Raw genomic sequence first — 18,966 nt, 5'->3', positions numbered from 1 at the left:
TGAAGAATTATACGTATTGAATTTTTGTAGGCATTTTCGGATCTGTATCATGAATTTCGAAGGCTTCTCCCACTCCAAATCCTTTTTCCTCTAATACTTGTGATACTGACATACGTGCTAGTTCTTTCATGTTATTATCTAAACTTAAATGGGCTAAATAAATATGTTTTGTCTCATCTGTAATTACATCCGCCATCGCTAATGCAGCGTCCTCATTACAAACGTGACCCACATCACTTAAAATACGTCGCTTAATACTCCATGGATAACGTCCCATACGAAGCATTTCCACGTCATGATTACTTTCAAACACAAAAGCATTAGCACCCTTAATAACACCTTTCATACGGTCACTCACGTATCCCGTATCTGTAATAAGGGCTAACTTTCTATTATTATTATGAAAAGCATAGAACATCGGCTCTGCCGCATCATGAGAAACCCCAAATGACTCGACCTCAATATCACCGAATGTTTTCACATCTCCAACTGAGAAAATAAACTTTTGCTCAGTCGGGATATTTCCTATTAAATGTTCCATTGCATTCCATGTTTTCTCATTTGCATAAACAGGTAAATCATATTTACGTGCCAATACACCTAATCCTTTAATATGGTCACTATGTTCATGTGTTACAAGAATACCTGATACATCATTTATATTTAGTTCTGCCTGTTTAAATAAAGCCTCTGTTGCTTTACCACTTAAACCTGCATCGACAAGTAATTTTTTTTCATCTGTTCCTACATATAGCATATTCCCTGTACTTCCACTTGCAAGTACGCTAAAATGCAAACCCATTCTTTCTCACTCCAGTATGTTCATCAACCACTTGATTTTCCCTTTCCCCTAATTCCATAACTTGTCCTTCGATTGCATTTACAAAGAAGTCCTGCTTCTGCTCCGTTTTTAAATTCCATGTTGGAGCGAGTACTTGATTATTAGAAGTAGATGCGGTAAGGGTGGCATAACCAATTTGTGCTTCTTTTACATGTGTATTCCCATGAACTTTATTTTTTAAATACAGATTTTCTAAAGCTGTTTGAGGAGTAATAATTTCTTGCTGTTTCGTTTTTTCACTTTCGCCCATTTCTTTTAAATCAGTTAGCATCGTCTGTGTGTACGACACAAGTTCATTTTTTTCATTTAATTCCACAACAATCATTGCCTGATCGTTATAGAAAATAGGCTTATCTTTATATTTTTGGAAGAAGTAAATTTTAGAGTCTTTCATCGCCCCAAACTCATACTTTTGTCCATCCAATACATAGTTCTTCAAAAAATCACTATACTTATCTTTGGATAATGATTTTGTATTTAAAAAGGGCTCTTTTAGCTTACTTTCTACCTTGTACATATTTTGTATATGCGCCGTTTGATTCTTTAAAGACTGTACATCTTCTTCTTTAAATGCCTTGTTTTCCGCCCTAATAAATGATTCTTTTTTCGGTTCTTTAGGGAAATTACCCATAGTAATTTTGTTTGCTTTTAATTCTTGATCTATCTTTGTTTCTGCAATAAGCTCCAATTGATTACTATCTTGCTTTTGAATGAATTGAAAAATGAGAAAGAGGTCCAAAACAAAAAAGGTCACAATAAATATGGTTTTAATCCGATCCCAATCCATTTAGTCCTCCCTCACTCCACTCATATATTTTTTGTTTACCCGCTTCATCTTCAACAAACTTTACATACCAAATTGGCTGTAGTCGAGCTACTTGCCCATCTAGTGATAATTTGTATCCAATACCAATGTCTTTAATGAATCGTTTATCTACCGCGGCATTATTTTCTAAGGATGCTATTACAACGTGACCTGATGGAAGAGTAACCTTCTGTTCTATACCTTTCGTATTTAAAGACAACAACGGTCTTTCATATTCTATTACTTCTTCTGATCCCCATACTTGTCTCAATTCAGCTAATCCATCTGTATTGAATACGGAATATCCATCTTCATGTAAACGGAATACCGTCTGTCCTTTATTCATATAATCCAAACGATATGAATCCAAACTCCCACTGTGACCATTTACAAAATCAAAGCTTTTTTGTAAAAGCATTAAATTATCTGTCGTTTTCTCACTTGAAACAGAAGAATTTTTATACTTTAGCATATGATGATCGTTTTCAATCTCCATGGACCTAATACCATCTGTAAATGTTTCTTTCGATTTCTCGGTAATAGGGCTTAAATAACGTGGGTCACTAAAAAGAGCATTCTTAAATGTATCAACCGCTAAATTAGATGAAATATACGTTATATTACTTAATTCTGTCGTTCCATCTGGTAAAAATAGCTTTTTCATATCATTAATTTGATAATCAAAATAAGGTTTTGCCGATACTATAAATTGATTTTGTGCATTTACAATATCTTTTAAATACACACCACTTAATTTTGCTTCATATATTCTAGAGTTATCACCATCAGAAACAAAATTAATTTTAATTTCTTGATCCCTACTTCTAGAAGGGTCAAGAATAATTCGATTAAAATGTTTAGGCTTATCTATACTTTTTTCTTTCATATTAAACATAGATTTAACTGCATCAAATGGGATATTGGTAGGAAAAACAAGCTCAATTTTCCCTTCACCATGCACATAAGAAAGGAAATCAGCCTTAGCAATCGATATCTCTTTGAAACCATGTAATTCCCCTGCTTCCAAAGGTTTATAGATTGATTCTATATCTCCTTCTCTTTTGCTCCCATAATGATTTTTATCTTTATGCACGATGATAGAAGTAGGGCGGACAACATCAGCGATTTTAGTTTGAGTAGTTCCTTCATTCCCCTGCACAAATTTTGCGTTTTGCATAGACGTGGAATCTGGCACATACGTCCATAAGTTAAAAGTAAGAAATAGGCTAATTACAACTAAATTAATTAAAACTATCGTTTTAACATTTTCCATACTCATTCCCAATCGTCCTCTTCATCCGCTGCCATTGGCAATGTGAAATAAATAGTTGTCCCTTTTCCTTCCTCACTCTTCGCCCAAATCGAGCCACCATGTGCCTCAATCATTTCTTTCGCAATTGCTAATCCAAGTCCTGTACCACCCATTTGTCTTGAACGTGCTTTATCTACGCGATAAAAACGTTCAAAGATTTTATCGACGTTTTCTTTTGGAATACCCATTCCTTGGTCACTTACACTAATCTCTAATAATTCCCCTCGATCACGTAAGCGATATGTTACTGTTCCACCTTCTGGCGAATACTTTAATGCATTCGAAATAATGTTATACAAAACTTGCGTAATTTTATCCGTATCCATATCAATAAATCGGGATTTCTTAGAGAAAGATCGTTTGAAACTTACGTTTTGCTCTTTAGACATTTCAAAACGATCAATAATGTTATTAAAGAAGTCAGTAAAGTCGACCCATTCTTTCATTAAACGATGTTCTGTACTATCGAGTTTAGAAAGTTGCAATAACGCATTTACAAGTCTAATCATTCTTTCTGTTTCTTCTTGTGTAACTGTTAAAAATTGCGGTGCAATATTCGGATCTTGCCACGCGCCGTCCGTAAGTGCCTCTAAGTAACTGCGCATCGTTGTTAATGGCGTTCTTAACTCATGGGAAACGTTTGCCACAAACTCACGGCGTTCCCTTTCTATACGCTCCTGCTCAGTTACATCATATAATACGGCAATTAAACCATTTGCTTTCCCTGTCTCTTTTTGAATAACAGAGAAACTAGCACGTAAAATATATGGCTCATTTCTCGTACTAAAATCTAATAAAACGGAATCAGGCTCTTCGTATAAATGATCGAGCGTAAATTCTTCTTGTATCCCTAATACTTCTAAAACAGATTGATCGAGCGCTGTTTCACGCGAAACATTTAGCATCTTTTCCGCAGGATCATTTAATAAAATAATATCCCCTTTTCGGTCAGTAGCAATTACTCCATCTGTCATATGTGATAAAACGGATGATAATTTACGTCTTTCACTTTCCGTTGAAGAACGAGCTTGTTGTAATTTTTTTGATAAATTATTGAAAGATAATGCTAATTGTCCAATTTCATCATGGCTATGCACTTTTACTTTTCTTGAATAGTTTCCTTTTGCCATTTCAATCGCTTGTCTTCGCATATCTGAGATTGGTCTCGTAATCGTTTGAGCTAACAAAATTCCAAGTACAGCTGTTACGAGTAATGCAATAACGGTTCCAGTCGCAAAAATTTGATTAATATCCTTCATCTGTTTATAAACATCTTCCATAGATGCAACAATGTAAATAACACCAAGTGCATCCTTGCCGTTATCATCTAGAATAGGAGTAAGCATAACTTGTACACGATGGCCTGTACGACCATCCTTCTCAATTTTCACTTCTGGCTTTTTTTGTACCAATACCCGCTGAACAGCTATATCAGTTGATGTTCTATTTACCTTATTTTGCTTTGACTCATCTGAAATAGCGAGTAACTTTCTATGCGAATCAAATACACTTACCTCTTGGATATCTTTCTTTCGATCAGAGGCAAATTTTCGAATTGAAGTTTTAATCGTTTCATCTGTTGATTCTGTTTCTGCTTTTGTATAACTTTTTTTAAACTCTTGTTTCAAGTTATATGCTAATAAGTTCGTTTGCTGCGTTAAAGAATCTCTAAAGCCTTGTACAAGACTCTTTTCTAACTCTCTTACAAAATATACCCCAATCACTTGCATAGCTATTAATATTAATAGCATATATATGAGTACGAATTTTAAATGAATAGATTGAAAAAAACCAACTTTCTTCATATACTATTCCTGCTCTGGGTCACGCAAGTAATACCCTACTCCACGTCTAGTTACAATTAAAGTAGGATGACTTGGATTATCTTCAATTTTTTCACGTAAACGACGCACTGTTACATCCACTGTACGTACATCTCCAAAATAGTCATAACCCCAAACTGTTTGCAATAAATGTTCACGAGTCATAACTTGTCCTAAATGTTTGGCTAAATAATGTAGTAGCTCAAATTCACGATGTGTAAGTTCAATATTTTCCTCACGTTTCGTTACACTATACGCATTTGAATTGATAACGATTGGTCCAATAACCATTTCCGTATTTTCTTCTTTTTCTGCAGCACCACCTTGTTGATGGCGACGTAAATTCGCCTTCACACGAGCAAGTAATTCCCTCGTACTAAATGGCTTCGTTACATAATCATCTGCTCCAAGCTCAAGCCCTAATACTTTATCAATTTCAGAGTCCTTTGCTGTAAGCATAATAATCGGCATTTCTGAGCTTTTACGTATTTCACGGCAAACCTCTAAGCCATCCTTACCTGGTAGCATAATATCTAATAAAACCATATCTGGCTGCTCTTCATTCGCTTTTTCAATCGCTTCATCACCATCATGCGCCATTACAATTTCAAAACCTTCTTTTTCTAGGTTGAACTTCAAAATATCCGCAATCGGCTTTTCATCATCAACTACTAAAATTTTCTTTCCCATCATCGTCTATTTCCTCCTTATAAAGTGAAACTTTAATCGGGCATTTACGTGCAGTTGATCCCGCACCTAACTTCTTTACTTCGTTGAATTTTTGGGTGGGGTCTTACTGCCCGGCAAATAGCGGGTAAAAATATGGTCAATATCCCTAAACACATTGATGTCTACATAGTATGCCCCTATATGGCCGCATCTTTTGCTTAAGTACTTTCTCCTCTATTCTCACAGACTCATGTATAATCCACTTTTACACGGAATCCTATACGATCTATAGAAAAACCTCTAGCTTCAACTGCTAGAGGCTTCTCATTCTATTTTAAAATAACTACTCAATTTTGTAAAATTACACAAATAAAAAGGATATTAAGTGGGCCCACTTAATATCCTGAGAGTGGCTCGGGACGGAATCGAACCGCCGACACGAGGATTTTCAGTCCTCTGCTCTACCGACTGAGCTACCGAGCCAAAACTATATATAAAACCACTAATGGTGGTATAAACAAAAGTGGCGGTCCCGACCGGGGTCGAACCGGCGATCTCCTGCGTGACAGGCAGGCATGTTAACCACTACACCACGGGACCAAAAATGAACATAAAAAAACATGACCCGTACGGGATTCGAACCCGTGTTACCGCCGTGAAAGGGCGGTGTCTTAACCACTTGACCAACGGGCCACGAAAAATAAAATGGTGAGCCATGAAGGATTCGAACCTTCGACCCTCTGATTAAAAGTCAGATGCTCTACCAACTGAGCTAATGGCTCATACTCACCAACGTCATATTTTCGTGACGACAAGATTTATCATAACATATTTTCTTTATTTTTTGCAATACCTTTTTTTATTTTTTTTATAAAAGATAAGAAAAAACTCATGAGGACATGAGTTTTTTCTCAAAAATATTAATTAAGCTTCGTATACGTTACGAACGATATTTGTTTGGTTACGATCTGGTCCAACTGAGAACATAGATAATTGAATTCCTGTTAACTCAGAAACACGTTCTACGTATTTTCGTGCATTTTCAGGAAGCTCGTCTAATGATTTTACACCAGTAATATCTTCTGTCCAACCTGAAAGTTCTTCGTATACAGGCTCACATTTCGCTAAAATGTTTAAGTTTGCTGGAACTTCATCGATAACTTCGCCATTGTATTTGTAAGCAACACAAATTTTAAGAGTCGGAATACCTGTTAGAACGTCGATAGAATTTAATGATAAATCTGTTAAACCACTAACACGACGTGCATGTCTTACAACAACGCTATCGAACCAACCTACGCGGCGTGGACGACCAGTTGTCGTTCCATACTCACGACCAACTTCACGAATTTGATGACCAATTTCATCATGAAGCTCAGTAGGGAACGGACCATCACCTACGCGGCTTGTATATGCTTTACACACACCTACAACGCGAGTAACTTTCGCAGGACCAACTCCAGTTCCAACTGTTACACCACCAGCAATCGGGTTAGAAGATGTAACGAACGGGTACGTACCGTGGTCGATATCAAGCATAACACCTTGTGCACCTTCAAATAATACACGGTGATTGTTATCTAGTGCATCATTTAATACAACAGACGTATCACATACATATTGCGCGATTTGTTGTCCGTACTCGAAGTACTCTTCGAAGATTTCTTCTACACTGAAACCTTCTGTATCGTACATTTTTTCAAATAAACGATTTTTTTCTACTAAATTGCGCTCCAGCTTTTCTTTAAATGCTTCACGGTCTAAAAGATCAGCCATACGAATACCAATACGAGCAGCTTTATCCATATATGCAGGACCGATACCTTTTTTCGTTGTACCGATTTTGTTATCACCTTTACTTGCTTCTTCTAACTCATCTTGTTTTAAGTGATAAGGTAAAATAACGTGCGCACGGTTACTTACACGTAAATTATCAGTACTTACACCACGATCGTGTAAGTATTTTAACTCTTCAAGTAATGCTTTCGGATCTACTACTAAGCCATTTCCGATTACACAAATTTTCTCTTTATAGAAAATACCAGATGGAATTAAGTGTAATTTATATTTAACTCCGCCGAAAACAATTGTATGTCCCGCGTTATTTCCACCTTGATATCTTGCAACTACTTCCGCATGCTCAGAAAGAAAATCAGTGATTTTACCTTTTCCTTCGTCGCCCCATTGTGTTCCTACAACTACTACTGAAGACATTATTAAAGCACCTCCGCGATTTTCAAACGATCTATTCAAACAATATAATTGTACCAAAACCGAAAAAGAAGTCAACCAAAAAGCGAACATTTTTTTATTAAAAAACATTTTCGTTCGTAAGAATTATATTTTCACATTATGAAAGCCTTATCTTTTCTATATAAAAAAAGAAACACATCTTATTATAAGAAATGTGTTTCTTTTTTATACTGCCTTTATGCCCCATCTTCAAAGCGTCGTTCTAAGTTGACGAATTTATTAAATTCCTTAACAAACGCAAGCTCTACTGAACCTACGGGACCGTTACGCTGCTTTGCAATAATAATTTCAATCGTATTTTTATTTTCCGTTTCTCGGTCATAGTAATCTTCACGATATAAGAAGGCTACAATATCAGCATCCTGCTCGATACTTCCCGATTCACGAATATCAGACATCATCGGACGTTTATCTTGACGAGATTCTACACCACGAGATAACTGTGACAAGGCAATAACAGGTACTTGCAATTCACGTGCAATCCCTTTTAATGTACGAGAAATCTCAGATACTTCCTGCTGACGGTTTTCTCCTGATTTCCCACTTCCTTGAATAAGCTGTAAATAGTCAATCAAAACCATCCCAAGGCCTTGTTCTTGCTTTAATCTACGACATTTCGCTCGAATCTCATTTACTTTAATCCCTGGTGTATCATCAATATAGATACCAGCATTAGAAAGGCTACCCATCGCCATTGTTAATTTCGCCCAATCATCAGAAGTTAATGAACCGGTACGAAGTCTTTGTGCATCAATATTTCCTTCTGCACAAAGCATACGCATAACAAGCTGATCGGAGCCCATCTCCAGGCTAAAAATCGCTACATTTTCATCCGTTTTCGTCGCTACGTTTTGTGCGATATTTAATGAAAATGCGGTTTTCCCTACTGACGGACGTGCCGCTACGATGATTAAATCATTTCGCTGGAAACCTGCGGTCATCTTATCTAATTCAGTGAATCCAGTTGGTATCCCAGTAACTTCACCTTTTTGATTATGCAAAAGTTCAATTTTATCGTAAGCATCTACAAGAACATCTTTAATGTTTTGGAATGCTTTTGCATTCGTTTGGTGAGATACTTCTAATATTTTTTTCTCAGCCTCATTTAAAAGGCCATCCACGTCATCTTCTCTCTCATACCCATCAGATACGATATGAGTCGCCGTTCGAATCAAACGACGTAACAGCGCCTTTTCAGCGATGATTCGTGCATAATATTCTACGTTAGCAGCAGTTGGAACAACTTCTGCTAATTCTGCTAAGTAAGAAACCCCACCAACTTCTTCTAATAATCCTTGATCAGCCATTGCTGATGTCATTATTACTAAGTCAATCGGTTCTCCTTTATCAGATAATCCAAGCATGACTTCAAAAATCTTTTGATGTTTCGTTCGATAAAATGAGTCAGGTACCAATAGTTCCGATGCTGACGTTAATGCATCTTGATCAATTAATATGGCCCCTAAAACTGCCTGCTCAGCCTCTATATTATGCGGAGGGGTACGATCAGCCATTACATCACTCATACGCAATCCTCCTTGCTTAACTTATTTTTATTGTTCACTAACATGAACTTTTACTGTTGCTGTTACTTGCGGATGCAACTTCACAGTAACGTTTGTATAGCCTAATGCACGAATCGCATCGTCCATTTCAAATTTACGTTTATCAAGTTTAATTTTATGTGATTTTTGCATTGCATCTACGATTTGTTTACTTGTGATTGAACCGAATAGACGGCCACCTTCTCCAGATTTCGCCTTTACTTCTACAGTTAGTTTCTCTAACGTTTCTTTCAACTCTTTTGCATTTTCAACCTCTGCTGCTGCATCTTTTTCTTCTTTTCGCTTTTGAGCTTCTAAAGTTTTCATACTGCTATTTGTCGCTTCAGCAGCTAGTCCTTGTTTTAGTAAGAAGTTATTTGCATAGCCATCTGGTACGTTTTTTATTTCCCCTTTTTTCCCTTTACCTTTTACGTCTTTTAGAAAAATTACTTTCATGATTGTGTGCCTCCCTGTAAATAGTCATCAATAACAAATCGAAGCTTCTCCTCAGCTTCATCTACTGTAACATTTTTCATTTGTGTGGCTGCATTCGTTAAATGCCCGCCACCGCCTAAATTCTCCATAATTAGCTGCACGTTCACTTCACCTAAAGACCTGCCGCTAATTCCAATGAAATTCTCGCCACGTTTTGCAATAACAAATGACGCAATAATTCCTGTCATTGTTAATAATGTGTCCGCTGATTGCGCGATAAGCACTTGATCGTAGTAATCATTACTATCAACTTTTGCAATCGCAATTCCATTTGTATAAATGTACGCATTTTTAATAGCTTTTGCAACCCGTAAATACTGATCCATATCCTCTTTTAAAAGCTCTTGTACAAGTACAGTATCTGCACCATGCGAGCGTAAATAAGAAGCGGCATCAAACGTACGAGCACCCGTACGGAATGTAAAACTTTTCGTATCAACAATAATACCAGCTAACAATGCTGTTGCTTCTAACATTGTCATTTTTAAATTTTTCGGTTGGTATTCCAGTAACTCTGTAACAAGTTCTGCCGTGGAAGAAGCGTATGGCTCCATGTAAACAAGCAATGGATCTTCAATAAAATCTTCTCCTCGGCGATGATGGTCAATAACAACTACGTTTTCAATTTTGTGTAACAGCTTTTCTTCCATCACCATTGAAGGTTTATGCGTATCAACAACAACAAGTAAAGAATCATCATTTGCAAATTCCATCGCTTGTCCTGGTGTAATAAAGTGCGACCATAACTCTTCGTTTTGTTTCACTTTATCCATCAAACGCTTAATTCCCTTATCAGAATCATTTTCATCTAACACAATATATCCTTTGCGCTCATTTAATTGGGCTACCTTTAAAATACCAATCGCAGCACCAATTGCGTCCATATCAGGAGCCCTATGCCCCATTATAATGACATTACTACTTTCTAATACTAAATCCTTTAATGCATGCGAAATAACTCTAGCACGTACACGAGTACGTTTTTCAACTGGATTTGTCTTACCACCATAAAACTTAACTTTACCTGTCGCTTGTTTAATAGCTACTTGATCTCCACCACGGCCGAGCGCAAGGTCTAAACCGGACTGAGCCATTGCTCCAAGCTCGGATAAAGGTAAATCACCTGATCCAACACCTACACTTAAGGTGAGTGGTATATTCCTTTTGGATGTTTCTTCACGCACCTGATCTAAAATGCTAAATTTCCCTTTCTCCATCTGTGCTAAAATACTCTCATTTAGTACAACGAAGAATCTTTCTGAAGATGCACGTTTTAAATATGCCCCATACTTAACGGCCCATTCATTTAGTCGTGACGTTACAAGACTTGTTATATTCGTACGTAATTGATCATCTAACCCTTGTGTAACTTCATCATAATTATCTAAATAAATGACAGCTAAAACAGTACGTTGATCCTCGTACATCTTTTCAATCTCTGTTTGTTCCGTTACATCAAAGAAATAAATTAACTTTTCTTCTTTCCTTACAAAAACGCGAAACTTTCGGTTATTTAAAGAGACTATATCGTCGGAAGTCTCTCCCTTAATAAAAAGAAGTAACGTTTCTGATACATCATAAAGGTGCCATCCAGCTAATGCATGCTGTCCTAGACATGAAGATAAATAAGGATTCGCCCAATCAATCCCATAATCCTTATTGTATAACAAAATACCAATTGGCATTTGGTTAAATGCTTCATTACTCACTTTCTTTACTCTTGTAATCATATCTGTCGTATGTTTTTCAAAATTCTTTTGAAAGGTAAGTTCAAATCGCACAACAACAAAAAGGACGATACAAAAAATTAAAAAGGAGACCATCCCCATCATTAAATGAAAATAACAAAGGATCGAAATGAGCACAAACACAAAAAATGCCAATACATAAACAGGATATAAAAACCACTGTTTCTTATAAAATTCAGGCATGTATACAACTCCTATAAAGTAAAACTAACTCATCTTCCAGTTAGTTAAACAGATTAAAATAGTATAAGGAATATTACTTTATCCTCCTATTTTAGAACGCAATGAAATCCCTAAATCAATTATACCTAAGATTGTCACAAGAGGAAACAGCATCGGAATAAACATGCAGACAATAAAACTAATAATAGGAACCCCTTTCGTAAAACCTTTGCTATGCGCTATAAAAGCGATAAATGTCAGACCTTGCAGTACTAGTAGTAAAGCAAATATGACATATAGGTTAGAAAATACCATATGTAAATATGATGTCGGTTCTACTTTTATAAAAGTTGATAGCAAAATAAATATAACGTAATACCAAACAATACTCTTTGGTAATTGTATATCTTTAAATTTAGGCCAAGGCGTAACGTCATGTTTTAGTTTTCTCAAAACACTACCTGATATCATAACTGTAATCCAAGAAAAACATACCGAGACCATTACAAGTAAACTTGGGAATAAAGTTTGTAACACATCATTAAATTGTGAAAATAAATCTTTTTGTTCTTTACTAATAGGCATACCCGCAGCATTAACTATCTTTTCACTTTGCGCCATACTTTCATTAAACATATTTTGCATTTGCTTCATTAAATCTATGTCAAAAAACTTTATACTCGCAACATAAATGAGCATAATACCAATTAAGTACGCAAGCGTCCCCGCCATCAAAATTTCTACCGGCCTTTTTTGTTTTTTATACATATATCCTAAAACGATACCTATCAATCCAAACATAGTTGTCTTTACTAGGTTCATCGGTTGACTGACAATAACAGTAATAAAAAGTGCCGCCGTAAAAATTACAAAGGCGTTAGATAATCTATATCTTATCGTTAGCAATATAAATGGCAATGGCAACACAAACGTTACAACTGTGCCTAAAATCGGAACATACATAGATATAAGCAATAACATTGCATATATCGCTAACAGTGCTGCACCCTCAGTAATAAATTTCGTGTTTTTCATTATCTAACCTCTCTTTCAAAAAAGAAAAGCATAGCAAAATGCACAGTAGAGTCCGACTCTACTGTGCATTTCATACGCTATTATTCACCAACATATGGTAAAAGTGCCATTTGACGAGCACGTTTAATTGCAACTGTAAGTTTGCGTTGGTATTTTGCGCTTGTCCCTGTTACACGACGAGGTAAAATTTTACCACGCTCAGAAACGAAACGTTTTAATAAATCAACATCTTTATAGTCAATGCGAGTGATGCCGTTAGATGTGAAGAAACACACCTTACGACGTTTCGCACGTCCACCTTTGCGTCCTGCCATGTCTATTCCCTCCATTCTTTGTTAAAACTAACTAATTTACTGTATTAGAACGGTAAATCGTCGTCGGAAATGTCGATCGGTTGACCTACATTTGAAAATGGATCGTCATTCTTCGTAAATCCAGAGTTACCTTGGTTACCTTGGTTGCCTGGATTACTAGATTGACCAAATGGGTTAGAGCTTTGGTTACCGAAACCAGCTCCTGATGGTTGCTGATTAAATGAACCACGTTGCTCCCCACCGCCACTACGCGGCTCTAAAAATTGTACGCTTTCCGCAAGAACTTCTGTTACATATACACGTTTACCATCTTGTCCATCGTAATTACGAGTTTGAAGACGTCCATCTACGCCTGCTAAGCTACCTTTTTTCAAATAATTTGCTACGTTTTCTGCTTGTTTACGCCATATTACACAATTAATAAAGTCAGCTTCACGCTCACCTTGTTGATTCGCAAATGCGCGATTCACAGCTAACGTAAAAGTAGCTACTGCAACACCATTGGGCGTGTAACGTAAGTCAGGGTCCTTAGTTAAACGACCAACGAGGATAACACGATTCATCAATCGAACCACTCTCCCTTATATATCAATTATTTTTCTTCTTCTTTAACAACGATATGACGAAGGATGTCTTCGTTGATCTTAGCTAAACGGTCGAATTCGTTAATCGCTTCTGCGTTAGAGTTCACGTTTAAGATCATGTAGAAACCTTCACGTAAGTCGTTGATTTCGTAAGCTAAACGACGCTTACCCCACTCTTTCGTGTTAATGATTTCTGCACCATTGTTTGTTAAAACACCTGCGAAACGTTCAACTAAAGCTTTTTGAGCTTCTTCTTCAACGCCAGGACGAATGATGTACATAATTTCGTACTTTCTCATTACACTTTCACCTCCTTTTGGTCTAAACGGCCCATAATGGGCAAGGAGCAATTAATTTATAGTAATTACTCACGAGTTTAGATTATATCATAGTAAGTTAGATGAATCAACTCACCCATGCATAAAAAACTTGGCAAACACATAATATATTTGCCAAGCTCATATCTTTATTTTTCCTAGGAAATATTAAATTAAACGTTGAAGCGGAAGTGCATAACGTCTCCGTCTTTTACGATATACTCTTTTCCTTCTAAACGAACTTTACCAGCTTCTTTTGCAGCTGTCATAGAACCGTTTGTCATTAAGTCTTCGTAAGAAACTGTTTCCGCACGAATAAATCCACGCTCAAAGTCTGTATGAATTACGCCAGCACATTGTGGTGCTTTCATACCTTGTTTAAACGTCCATGCACGTACTTCTTGCACACCAGCTGTGAAGTAAGTAGCAAGTCCTAATAAATCATATGCAGCACGAATTAATTGATCTAAACCAGATTCTTCAATGCCTAGTTCTTCAAGGAATACTTTTTTCTCTTCCTCATCTAGCTCAGCGATTTCTTCTTCGATTTTTGCACATACAACGATTACTTGAGAATTTTCATTTGCAGCAAATTCTTTTACCATTTGTACATATTTATTTTCAGAAGGATCCATAATATCATCTTCACTTACGTTTGCTACGTATAGCATTTCTTTCGTTGTAAGTAAATGAAGGCCTTTAACAATTTTCATTTGCTCTTCTGCAAATTCAACAGTACGAGCTGGTTTACCCTCTTCAAAAGCTTCTTTTAAACGAACTAAAATTTCATGCTCATATACTGCTTCTTTATCTTTTTGTCTTGCTAACTTCGCAACACGCTCGATACGTTTATCAACAGATTCTAAATCCGCTAAAATTAGCTCTAAGTTGATTGTTTCAATATCATCGATTGGATCTACTTTCCCTGAAACGTGTGTAATATTTTCGTCTTCAAAACAACGAACAACTTGGCAAATTGCATCTACTTGGCGAATGTGAGATAAGAATTTATTTCCTAAACCTTCACCTTTACTAGCACCTTTTACGATACCTGCAATATCAGTAAACTCAAATACAGTCGGAACAGTTTTTTTCGGTTCTACTAATTCCGTTAATTTATTTAAACGCTCATCTGGTACTTCTACAATCCCTACGTTTGGATCAATTGTACAGAATGGATAGTTTGCAGATTCTGCTCCTGCTTGTGTAATTGCATTAAATAAAGTTGACTTCCCTACGTTAGGTAATCCAACAATCCCAGCCGTTAATCCCATATTTTTCACTCCTATGTCTCAATCTTTCATCATTATAGATAGTAACGAAAAAAATGACAAGTTTCCTCCAAACGAAAAAAGTAACAGCTACCCATTGCAACTGTTACCTTCTCTCTATTCTTCGTGCTTCACAAGTATTTTTTTCACCTTACGATCAAATTCTCTTCGAGGAATCATTACTGAATGGTCACATCCCTCGCACTTAATGCGGATATCCATTCCCATACGAATAATCTTCCAGCGATTCTCACCACATGGGTGGGCTTTCTTCATTTCCACAACATCGTACAAGTTATACTGCTTTTGCTCCATTCTCCAAACCCCTCTCCATACTAAAGTGCTTTTCCACTCACCAATTCTTCACGATTATATAAAACCATACGTGGATATGGAATTTCAATTCCATGTAAATCTAGACGGTTTTTAATTTCTTTACGAAGGGCTCTTGCAACAACCGCATGTTGCATCGGCTCTACTTCCGCAATAACACGTAATATAACTTCTGATGCAGCCAATGTTTGCACACCTAATAACTGAGGCTTTGTTACCATTTGCGCATACTGTGCAGGTAATTCTTCTAATAACTCTTCAATGACTTGCTCCGCTTTCGCTATGTCAGCCTCATACGAAATGGATACATCAACAAATGCTACGCTATTACTAACTGAATAGTTCGTAACTTGAATGATACTTCCGTTTGGTAAAGTATGAATTTCACCTGTCCAACTCTTTACTTTTGTTGTACGAAGTCCAATTTCTAGAACGACACCTTCAAACTGACCGATTTTTACATAGTCACCTACTGAAAATTGATCTTCTAGCAAAATAAATAATCCCGTAATAACATCTTTCACTAAACTTTGAGCACCAAATCCGACTGCTAAACCAATTACCCCGGCACCCGCTAATAAACCAGATGCATTAATATTAAACACACCCAAAATCGCAATTAACATAATGAACATAACAACGTATGCCACAATATTTTCAAGTAACTTCGCTACTGTAACTGTACGACGTTCTGAAATTTGAATTGGCGAACGGCTTCCCATACGAAACGCATTTCGTACAATTGCACGCGCAACTCGCACAATAATTGCACCAAGTATTAAAATAACGACTATTTTTAGTGATTTCACACCTATATTCGTCCAATCAATGGACTCAAACCATTTCAACGCTAAATCCATGTACCTCTACCTCTCCAGCTAAAATTCCTTTTTAATTATCCTTCTCATTGTATCAGAAGTCACCCTGATTTCCGCAAAATTTTTATGACTTTAATTGCATTTGTTAACTTCCGTGCAGGTATAAAATGGAACGAATATATATATACTAGTACTATTATTTCCGTTTTCACTCAAGTTTTACAGGAAATACGCACTTATAGTTTTCCATTTTACTCACCATATAACAAACTTTGAAAATTTATTAAAAGGATGGATGCTTCATGAATATTGGAAGTTTTCGCTTACCCTTTTTCGAAAAAGAAACTCAAAATGTTATGCACCAAGACGTAGAAGCCTCCGAGACAATTAGTAACTTCTTACTTTCTCATATCCCTATTAAAACAAATATACCGATTATTCTCGTTTGTATCGGAACAGATCGTTCTACAGGCGATGCACTCGGTCCGTTAGTCGGTACGAAACTAGAACAAGTAGGAATTAAAAACCTCCAAGTGTTCGGCACACTAGATGAGCCAGTGCATGCGCTAAATTTAGAAGAAAGAATTCAAAATATACAGAAAGATAATCCTACTTCATTTATAATTGCGGTTGATGCCTGTTTAGGAAAGTCTCAAAGCATCGGTTCCATCACTACCGGAATGGGGCCTAGTAAACCTGGAGCTGCGATGAACAAAAAATTACCTGCAGTTGGTGATTTACATATTCATGGCATCGTAAATCTAAATGGTTTTATGGAGTTTTTCGTCCTGCAAAATACAAGATTAAGTTTAGTCATGAAAATGGCTGATGTAATTGCACAAAGCATAAAAGAAACAGACCAAAAATTATCTGTATTAAAAAAAGCAAACCATCTATAAATAATAAGATGGTTTGCTTTTTAGTTTTTCTGCGCTAATAATTCTAAAATACGATTTAAATCTTCTTTATTAAAAAATTCAATTTCGATTTTACCTTTTTCTTTTTTCGTTTCTTTAATTTTCACATCTGTGCCGAACTTTTCTCTTAAGAACGTTTCGCGTTCTACGAAAAATATGTTTCTCTCTTTTTTCACTTGTTTTGTTTCACGTGAAACGCGTTGATTAATCTCCTGAACAATTTTCTCTAATTGACGAACGTTTAACCCTTCTTTTTCGATTCGTTTTAATAAAGATTTCAATTGTTCTTCATCTTTTATCGTAAGCAAAGTTCTCCCATGGGCCATTGAAAGTTGACCATTTGCAATCATATCTTGCACAAAAGAAGGGAGGCTTAATAACCGCGTATAATTTGCAATGTAAGGTCTACTCTTACCAAGACGTTTTGCTAATTGTTCTTGCGTTACATTTAGCTCATTCATTAACATTTGATATGCCATTGCTTCTTCCATCGGGTTTAAATCTTCTCGTTGTAAGTTTTCAAGCAATGCAAACTCCATCATTTGCTGCTCATTTAATTGTCTTACAACAGCAGGTACCTTTTCGAGCCCTGCCTCTTTGGCAGCACGATACCTTCTTTCACCTGCAACAATTTCATATCCTTTAATACTCTTCCTAGCAATTAACGGTTGCAATATGCCGTGTTCTTTAATAGAGGCCGATAATTCTTGAATTGCCTCTTTATTAAAGTGTTTACGTGGTTGATATGGATTCGGTCTTAATTCAGTTATCACAATCTCCTGAATTGCCTCTTCTTCTTTCACATCTAAATCAGGAAAAAACACATTAATTCCTCTTCCTAATCCTTTAGCCACCTGCAATCACTTCCTCTGCTAAATCTATATATACTTCTGCCCCTCTTGATTTAGCGTCATACTGCATAATTGGTTTCCCATGACTTGGTGCTTCACTTAAACGAACATTACGAGGAATAATCGAACGGTATACTTTATCCCTAAAGTATTTTTTCACTTCATCTATAACCTGAATCCCTAAATTCGTACGGGCATCCAACATCGTTAGCAATACACCTTGAATTGCTAGATTTTTATTTAAGTGCTTTTGCACAAGTCGAACTGTATTTAATAGCTGACTTAATCCTTCTAGTGCGTAATATTCGCATTGAACAGGAATAATAACAGAATCTGCTGCGGTTAATGCATTAATCGTTAATAACCCTAAGGACGGGGGACAGTCGATAATAATATAGTCATATTCATCACGAACTGGCTGTAATGCCCTTTGTAAACGTACTTCCCGGGAAATAGTCGGTACCAATTCAATTTCAGCACCTGCCAATTGAATTGTAGCGGGTAGAACATCTAAGTTTTCAGTTGCGGTTTTACGTATAACCCCTTGAACATCTGCATCTTCCACAAGAACATTGTAAATACATTGATCTAATTCGGATTTTTCAATTCCCACACCAGTCGTTGCATTTCCTTGAGCGTCAATATCTACAAGAAGGACTTTTTTACCTACTTGTGCCAATCCAGCCCCTAAATTAACAGATGTTGTTGTTTTTCCAACGCCACCTTTTTGATTGGCAATAGCAATGATTTTTCCCATGATGTCACCTACTTTCAACCTTTCTATCTTATTCTAGTAACAATTACGTTTATTGTAACATGAAATAAAAGTTTTTCTTTTACGTCCTTATTAAACTTCAAAATTTATTTCTAAACT

At 36.4% G+C, this 18,966-nt stretch carries 19 protein-coding genes and 4 tRNA genes; 1 reads left to right on the top strand and 22 read right to left on the bottom strand.

Features of this window, described 5'->3' with window-relative positions:
* Positions 1-7: 7 nt before the first annotated feature.
* The 20 genes from MKO96_RS27670 to MKO96_RS27575 all read right to left on the bottom strand — a co-directional run bounded on the left by MKO96_RS27670 (position 8) and on the right by MKO96_RS27575 (position 16,366).
* A complete protein-coding gene (locus MKO96_RS27670) occupies positions 8-802 on the bottom strand; it encodes an MBL fold metallo-hydrolase (protein WP_000522836.1) in 795 nt (264 codons plus the stop codon).
* Positions 786-1,628, bottom strand: coding sequence for a two-component system regulatory protein YycI (locus MKO96_RS27665; RefSeq protein ID WP_240589256.1), 843 nt, complete (start codon positions 1,626-1,628; stop codon positions 786-788). The genes MKO96_RS27670 and MKO96_RS27665 overlap by 17 nt, the downstream gene beginning before the upstream one ends.
* Positions 1,609-2,925, bottom strand: a complete 1,317-nt coding sequence (locus MKO96_RS27660; RefSeq protein WP_240589255.1) for a YycH family regulatory protein — start codon at positions 2,923-2,925, stop codon at positions 1,609-1,611. The genes MKO96_RS27665 and MKO96_RS27660 overlap by 20 nt, the downstream gene beginning before the upstream one ends.
* The gene (gene walK, locus MKO96_RS27655; RefSeq protein ID WP_000755363.1) at positions 2,922-4,763 is read right to left on the bottom strand and encodes a cell wall metabolism sensor histidine kinase WalK; all 1,842 of its coding nucleotides are present in this window, start codon (positions 4,761-4,763) and stop codon (positions 2,922-2,924) included. The genes MKO96_RS27660 and walK overlap by 4 nt, the downstream gene beginning before the upstream one ends.
* 3 nt (positions 4,764-4,766) lie before the next feature.
* Entirely contained in the window at positions 4,767-5,474 is a 708-nt protein-coding gene (gene walR, locus MKO96_RS27650; RefSeq protein WP_000971866.1) for a cell wall metabolism DNA-binding response regulator WalR, read from the bottom strand.
* A 386-nt stretch (positions 5,475-5,860) separates the two neighbouring features.
* Positions 5,861-5,933 (bottom strand) — tRNA-Phe (locus MKO96_RS27645).
* 41 nt (positions 5,934-5,974) lie between these two features.
* Positions 5,975-6,050: transfer RNA gene (locus tag MKO96_RS27640), tRNA-Asp, on the bottom strand.
* Between the two features lie 21 nt (positions 6,051-6,071).
* Positions 6,072-6,143, bottom strand: a tRNA-Glu gene (locus MKO96_RS27635).
* A gap of 13 nt (positions 6,144-6,156) precedes the next feature.
* Positions 6,157-6,232 (bottom strand) — tRNA-Lys (locus MKO96_RS27630).
* A gap of 142 nt (positions 6,233-6,374) precedes the next feature.
* Positions 6,375-7,664 (bottom strand): adenylosuccinate synthase, encoded by a 1,290-nt coding sequence (locus MKO96_RS27625; RefSeq protein ID WP_044740892.1) that lies wholly within the window; start codon positions 7,662-7,664, stop codon positions 6,375-6,377.
* A 215-nt stretch (positions 7,665-7,879) separates the two neighbouring features.
* The gene (gene dnaB / locus MKO96_RS27620) at positions 7,880-9,229 is read right to left on the bottom strand and encodes a replicative DNA helicase (protein WP_001286241.1); all 1,350 of its coding nucleotides are present in this window, start codon (positions 9,227-9,229) and stop codon (positions 7,880-7,882) included.
* Between the two features lie 27 nt (positions 9,230-9,256).
* The gene (gene rplI / locus MKO96_RS27615) at positions 9,257-9,703 is read right to left on the bottom strand and encodes a 50S ribosomal protein L9 (protein ID WP_000864225.1); all 447 of its coding nucleotides are present in this window, start codon (positions 9,701-9,703) and stop codon (positions 9,257-9,259) included.
* Positions 9,700-11,673 (bottom strand): DHH family phosphoesterase, encoded by a 1,974-nt coding sequence (locus MKO96_RS27610; RefSeq protein ID WP_240589254.1) that lies wholly within the window; start codon positions 11,671-11,673, stop codon positions 9,700-9,702. The genes rplI and MKO96_RS27610 overlap by 4 nt, the downstream gene beginning before the upstream one ends.
* A gap of 78 nt (positions 11,674-11,751) precedes the next feature.
* Positions 11,752-12,687: a YybS family protein gene (locus MKO96_RS27605; RefSeq protein WP_240589253.1), complete on the bottom strand. Its 936-nt coding sequence runs from the start codon at positions 12,685-12,687 to the stop codon at positions 11,752-11,754.
* A gap of 80 nt (positions 12,688-12,767) precedes the next feature.
* Complete coding sequence (gene rpsR / locus MKO96_RS27600) at positions 12,768-13,001, bottom strand: 30S ribosomal protein S18 (RefSeq protein WP_000918874.1); 234 nt, start codon at positions 12,999-13,001, stop codon at positions 12,768-12,770.
* Between the two features lie 44 nt (positions 13,002-13,045).
* Positions 13,046-13,567 (bottom strand): single-stranded DNA-binding protein, encoded by a 522-nt coding sequence (gene ssb / locus MKO96_RS27595; RefSeq protein WP_087983487.1) that lies wholly within the window; start codon positions 13,565-13,567, stop codon positions 13,046-13,048.
* Between the two features lie 26 nt (positions 13,568-13,593).
* Positions 13,594-13,884 carry a 30S ribosomal protein S6 gene (gene rpsF, locus MKO96_RS27590; protein ID WP_001233781.1) on the bottom strand — a complete coding sequence of 97 codons (291 nt, stop codon included), beginning with the start codon at positions 13,882-13,884 and terminating at the stop codon, positions 13,594-13,596.
* A 191-nt stretch (positions 13,885-14,075) separates the two neighbouring features.
* Complete coding sequence (gene ychF / locus MKO96_RS27585) at positions 14,076-15,176, bottom strand: redox-regulated ATPase YchF (RefSeq protein ID WP_064475174.1); 1,101 nt, start codon at positions 15,174-15,176, stop codon at positions 14,076-14,078.
* A gap of 114 nt (positions 15,177-15,290) precedes the next feature.
* Positions 15,291-15,488, bottom strand: coding sequence for a DUF951 domain-containing protein (locus MKO96_RS27580; protein ID WP_000436051.1), 198 nt, complete (start codon positions 15,486-15,488; stop codon positions 15,291-15,293).
* 20 nt (positions 15,489-15,508) lie between these two features.
* A complete protein-coding gene (locus MKO96_RS27575; RefSeq protein WP_240589252.1) occupies positions 15,509-16,366 on the bottom strand; it encodes a mechanosensitive ion channel family protein in 858 nt (285 codons plus the stop codon).
* Between the two features lie 260 nt (positions 16,367-16,626).
* Between MKO96_RS27575 and yyaC the strand changes: the two genes are divergently transcribed.
* Positions 16,627-17,223, top strand: a complete 597-nt coding sequence (yyaC, locus tag MKO96_RS27570; RefSeq protein ID WP_240589251.1) for a spore protease YyaC — start codon at positions 16,627-16,629, stop codon at positions 17,221-17,223.
* Between the two features lie 20 nt (positions 17,224-17,243).
* On the opposite strand, the gene spo0J is transcribed toward yyaC, so the two are convergent.
* Both spo0J and soj read right to left on the bottom strand, forming a co-directional pair.
* Positions 17,244-18,095, bottom strand: coding sequence for a stage 0 sporulation protein Spo0J (gene spo0J / locus MKO96_RS27565; protein WP_001051814.1), 852 nt, complete (start codon positions 18,093-18,095; stop codon positions 17,244-17,246).
* Complete coding sequence (soj, locus tag MKO96_RS27560; protein WP_000516117.1) at positions 18,088-18,849, bottom strand: sporulation initiation inhibitor protein Soj; 762 nt, start codon at positions 18,847-18,849, stop codon at positions 18,088-18,090. The genes spo0J and soj overlap by 8 nt, the downstream gene beginning before the upstream one ends.
* Positions 18,850-18,966: the final 117 nt, after the last annotated feature.

The organism is Bacillus sp. ES1-5 (assembly GCF_022487605.1).
GTDB lineage: Bacteria > Bacillota > Bacilli > Bacillales > Bacillaceae_G > Bacillus_A > Bacillus_A wiedmannii.
The sequence above is the reverse complement of the archived record's forward strand: the minus strand, read 5'-3'. Positions and strand labels throughout refer to the sequence as shown.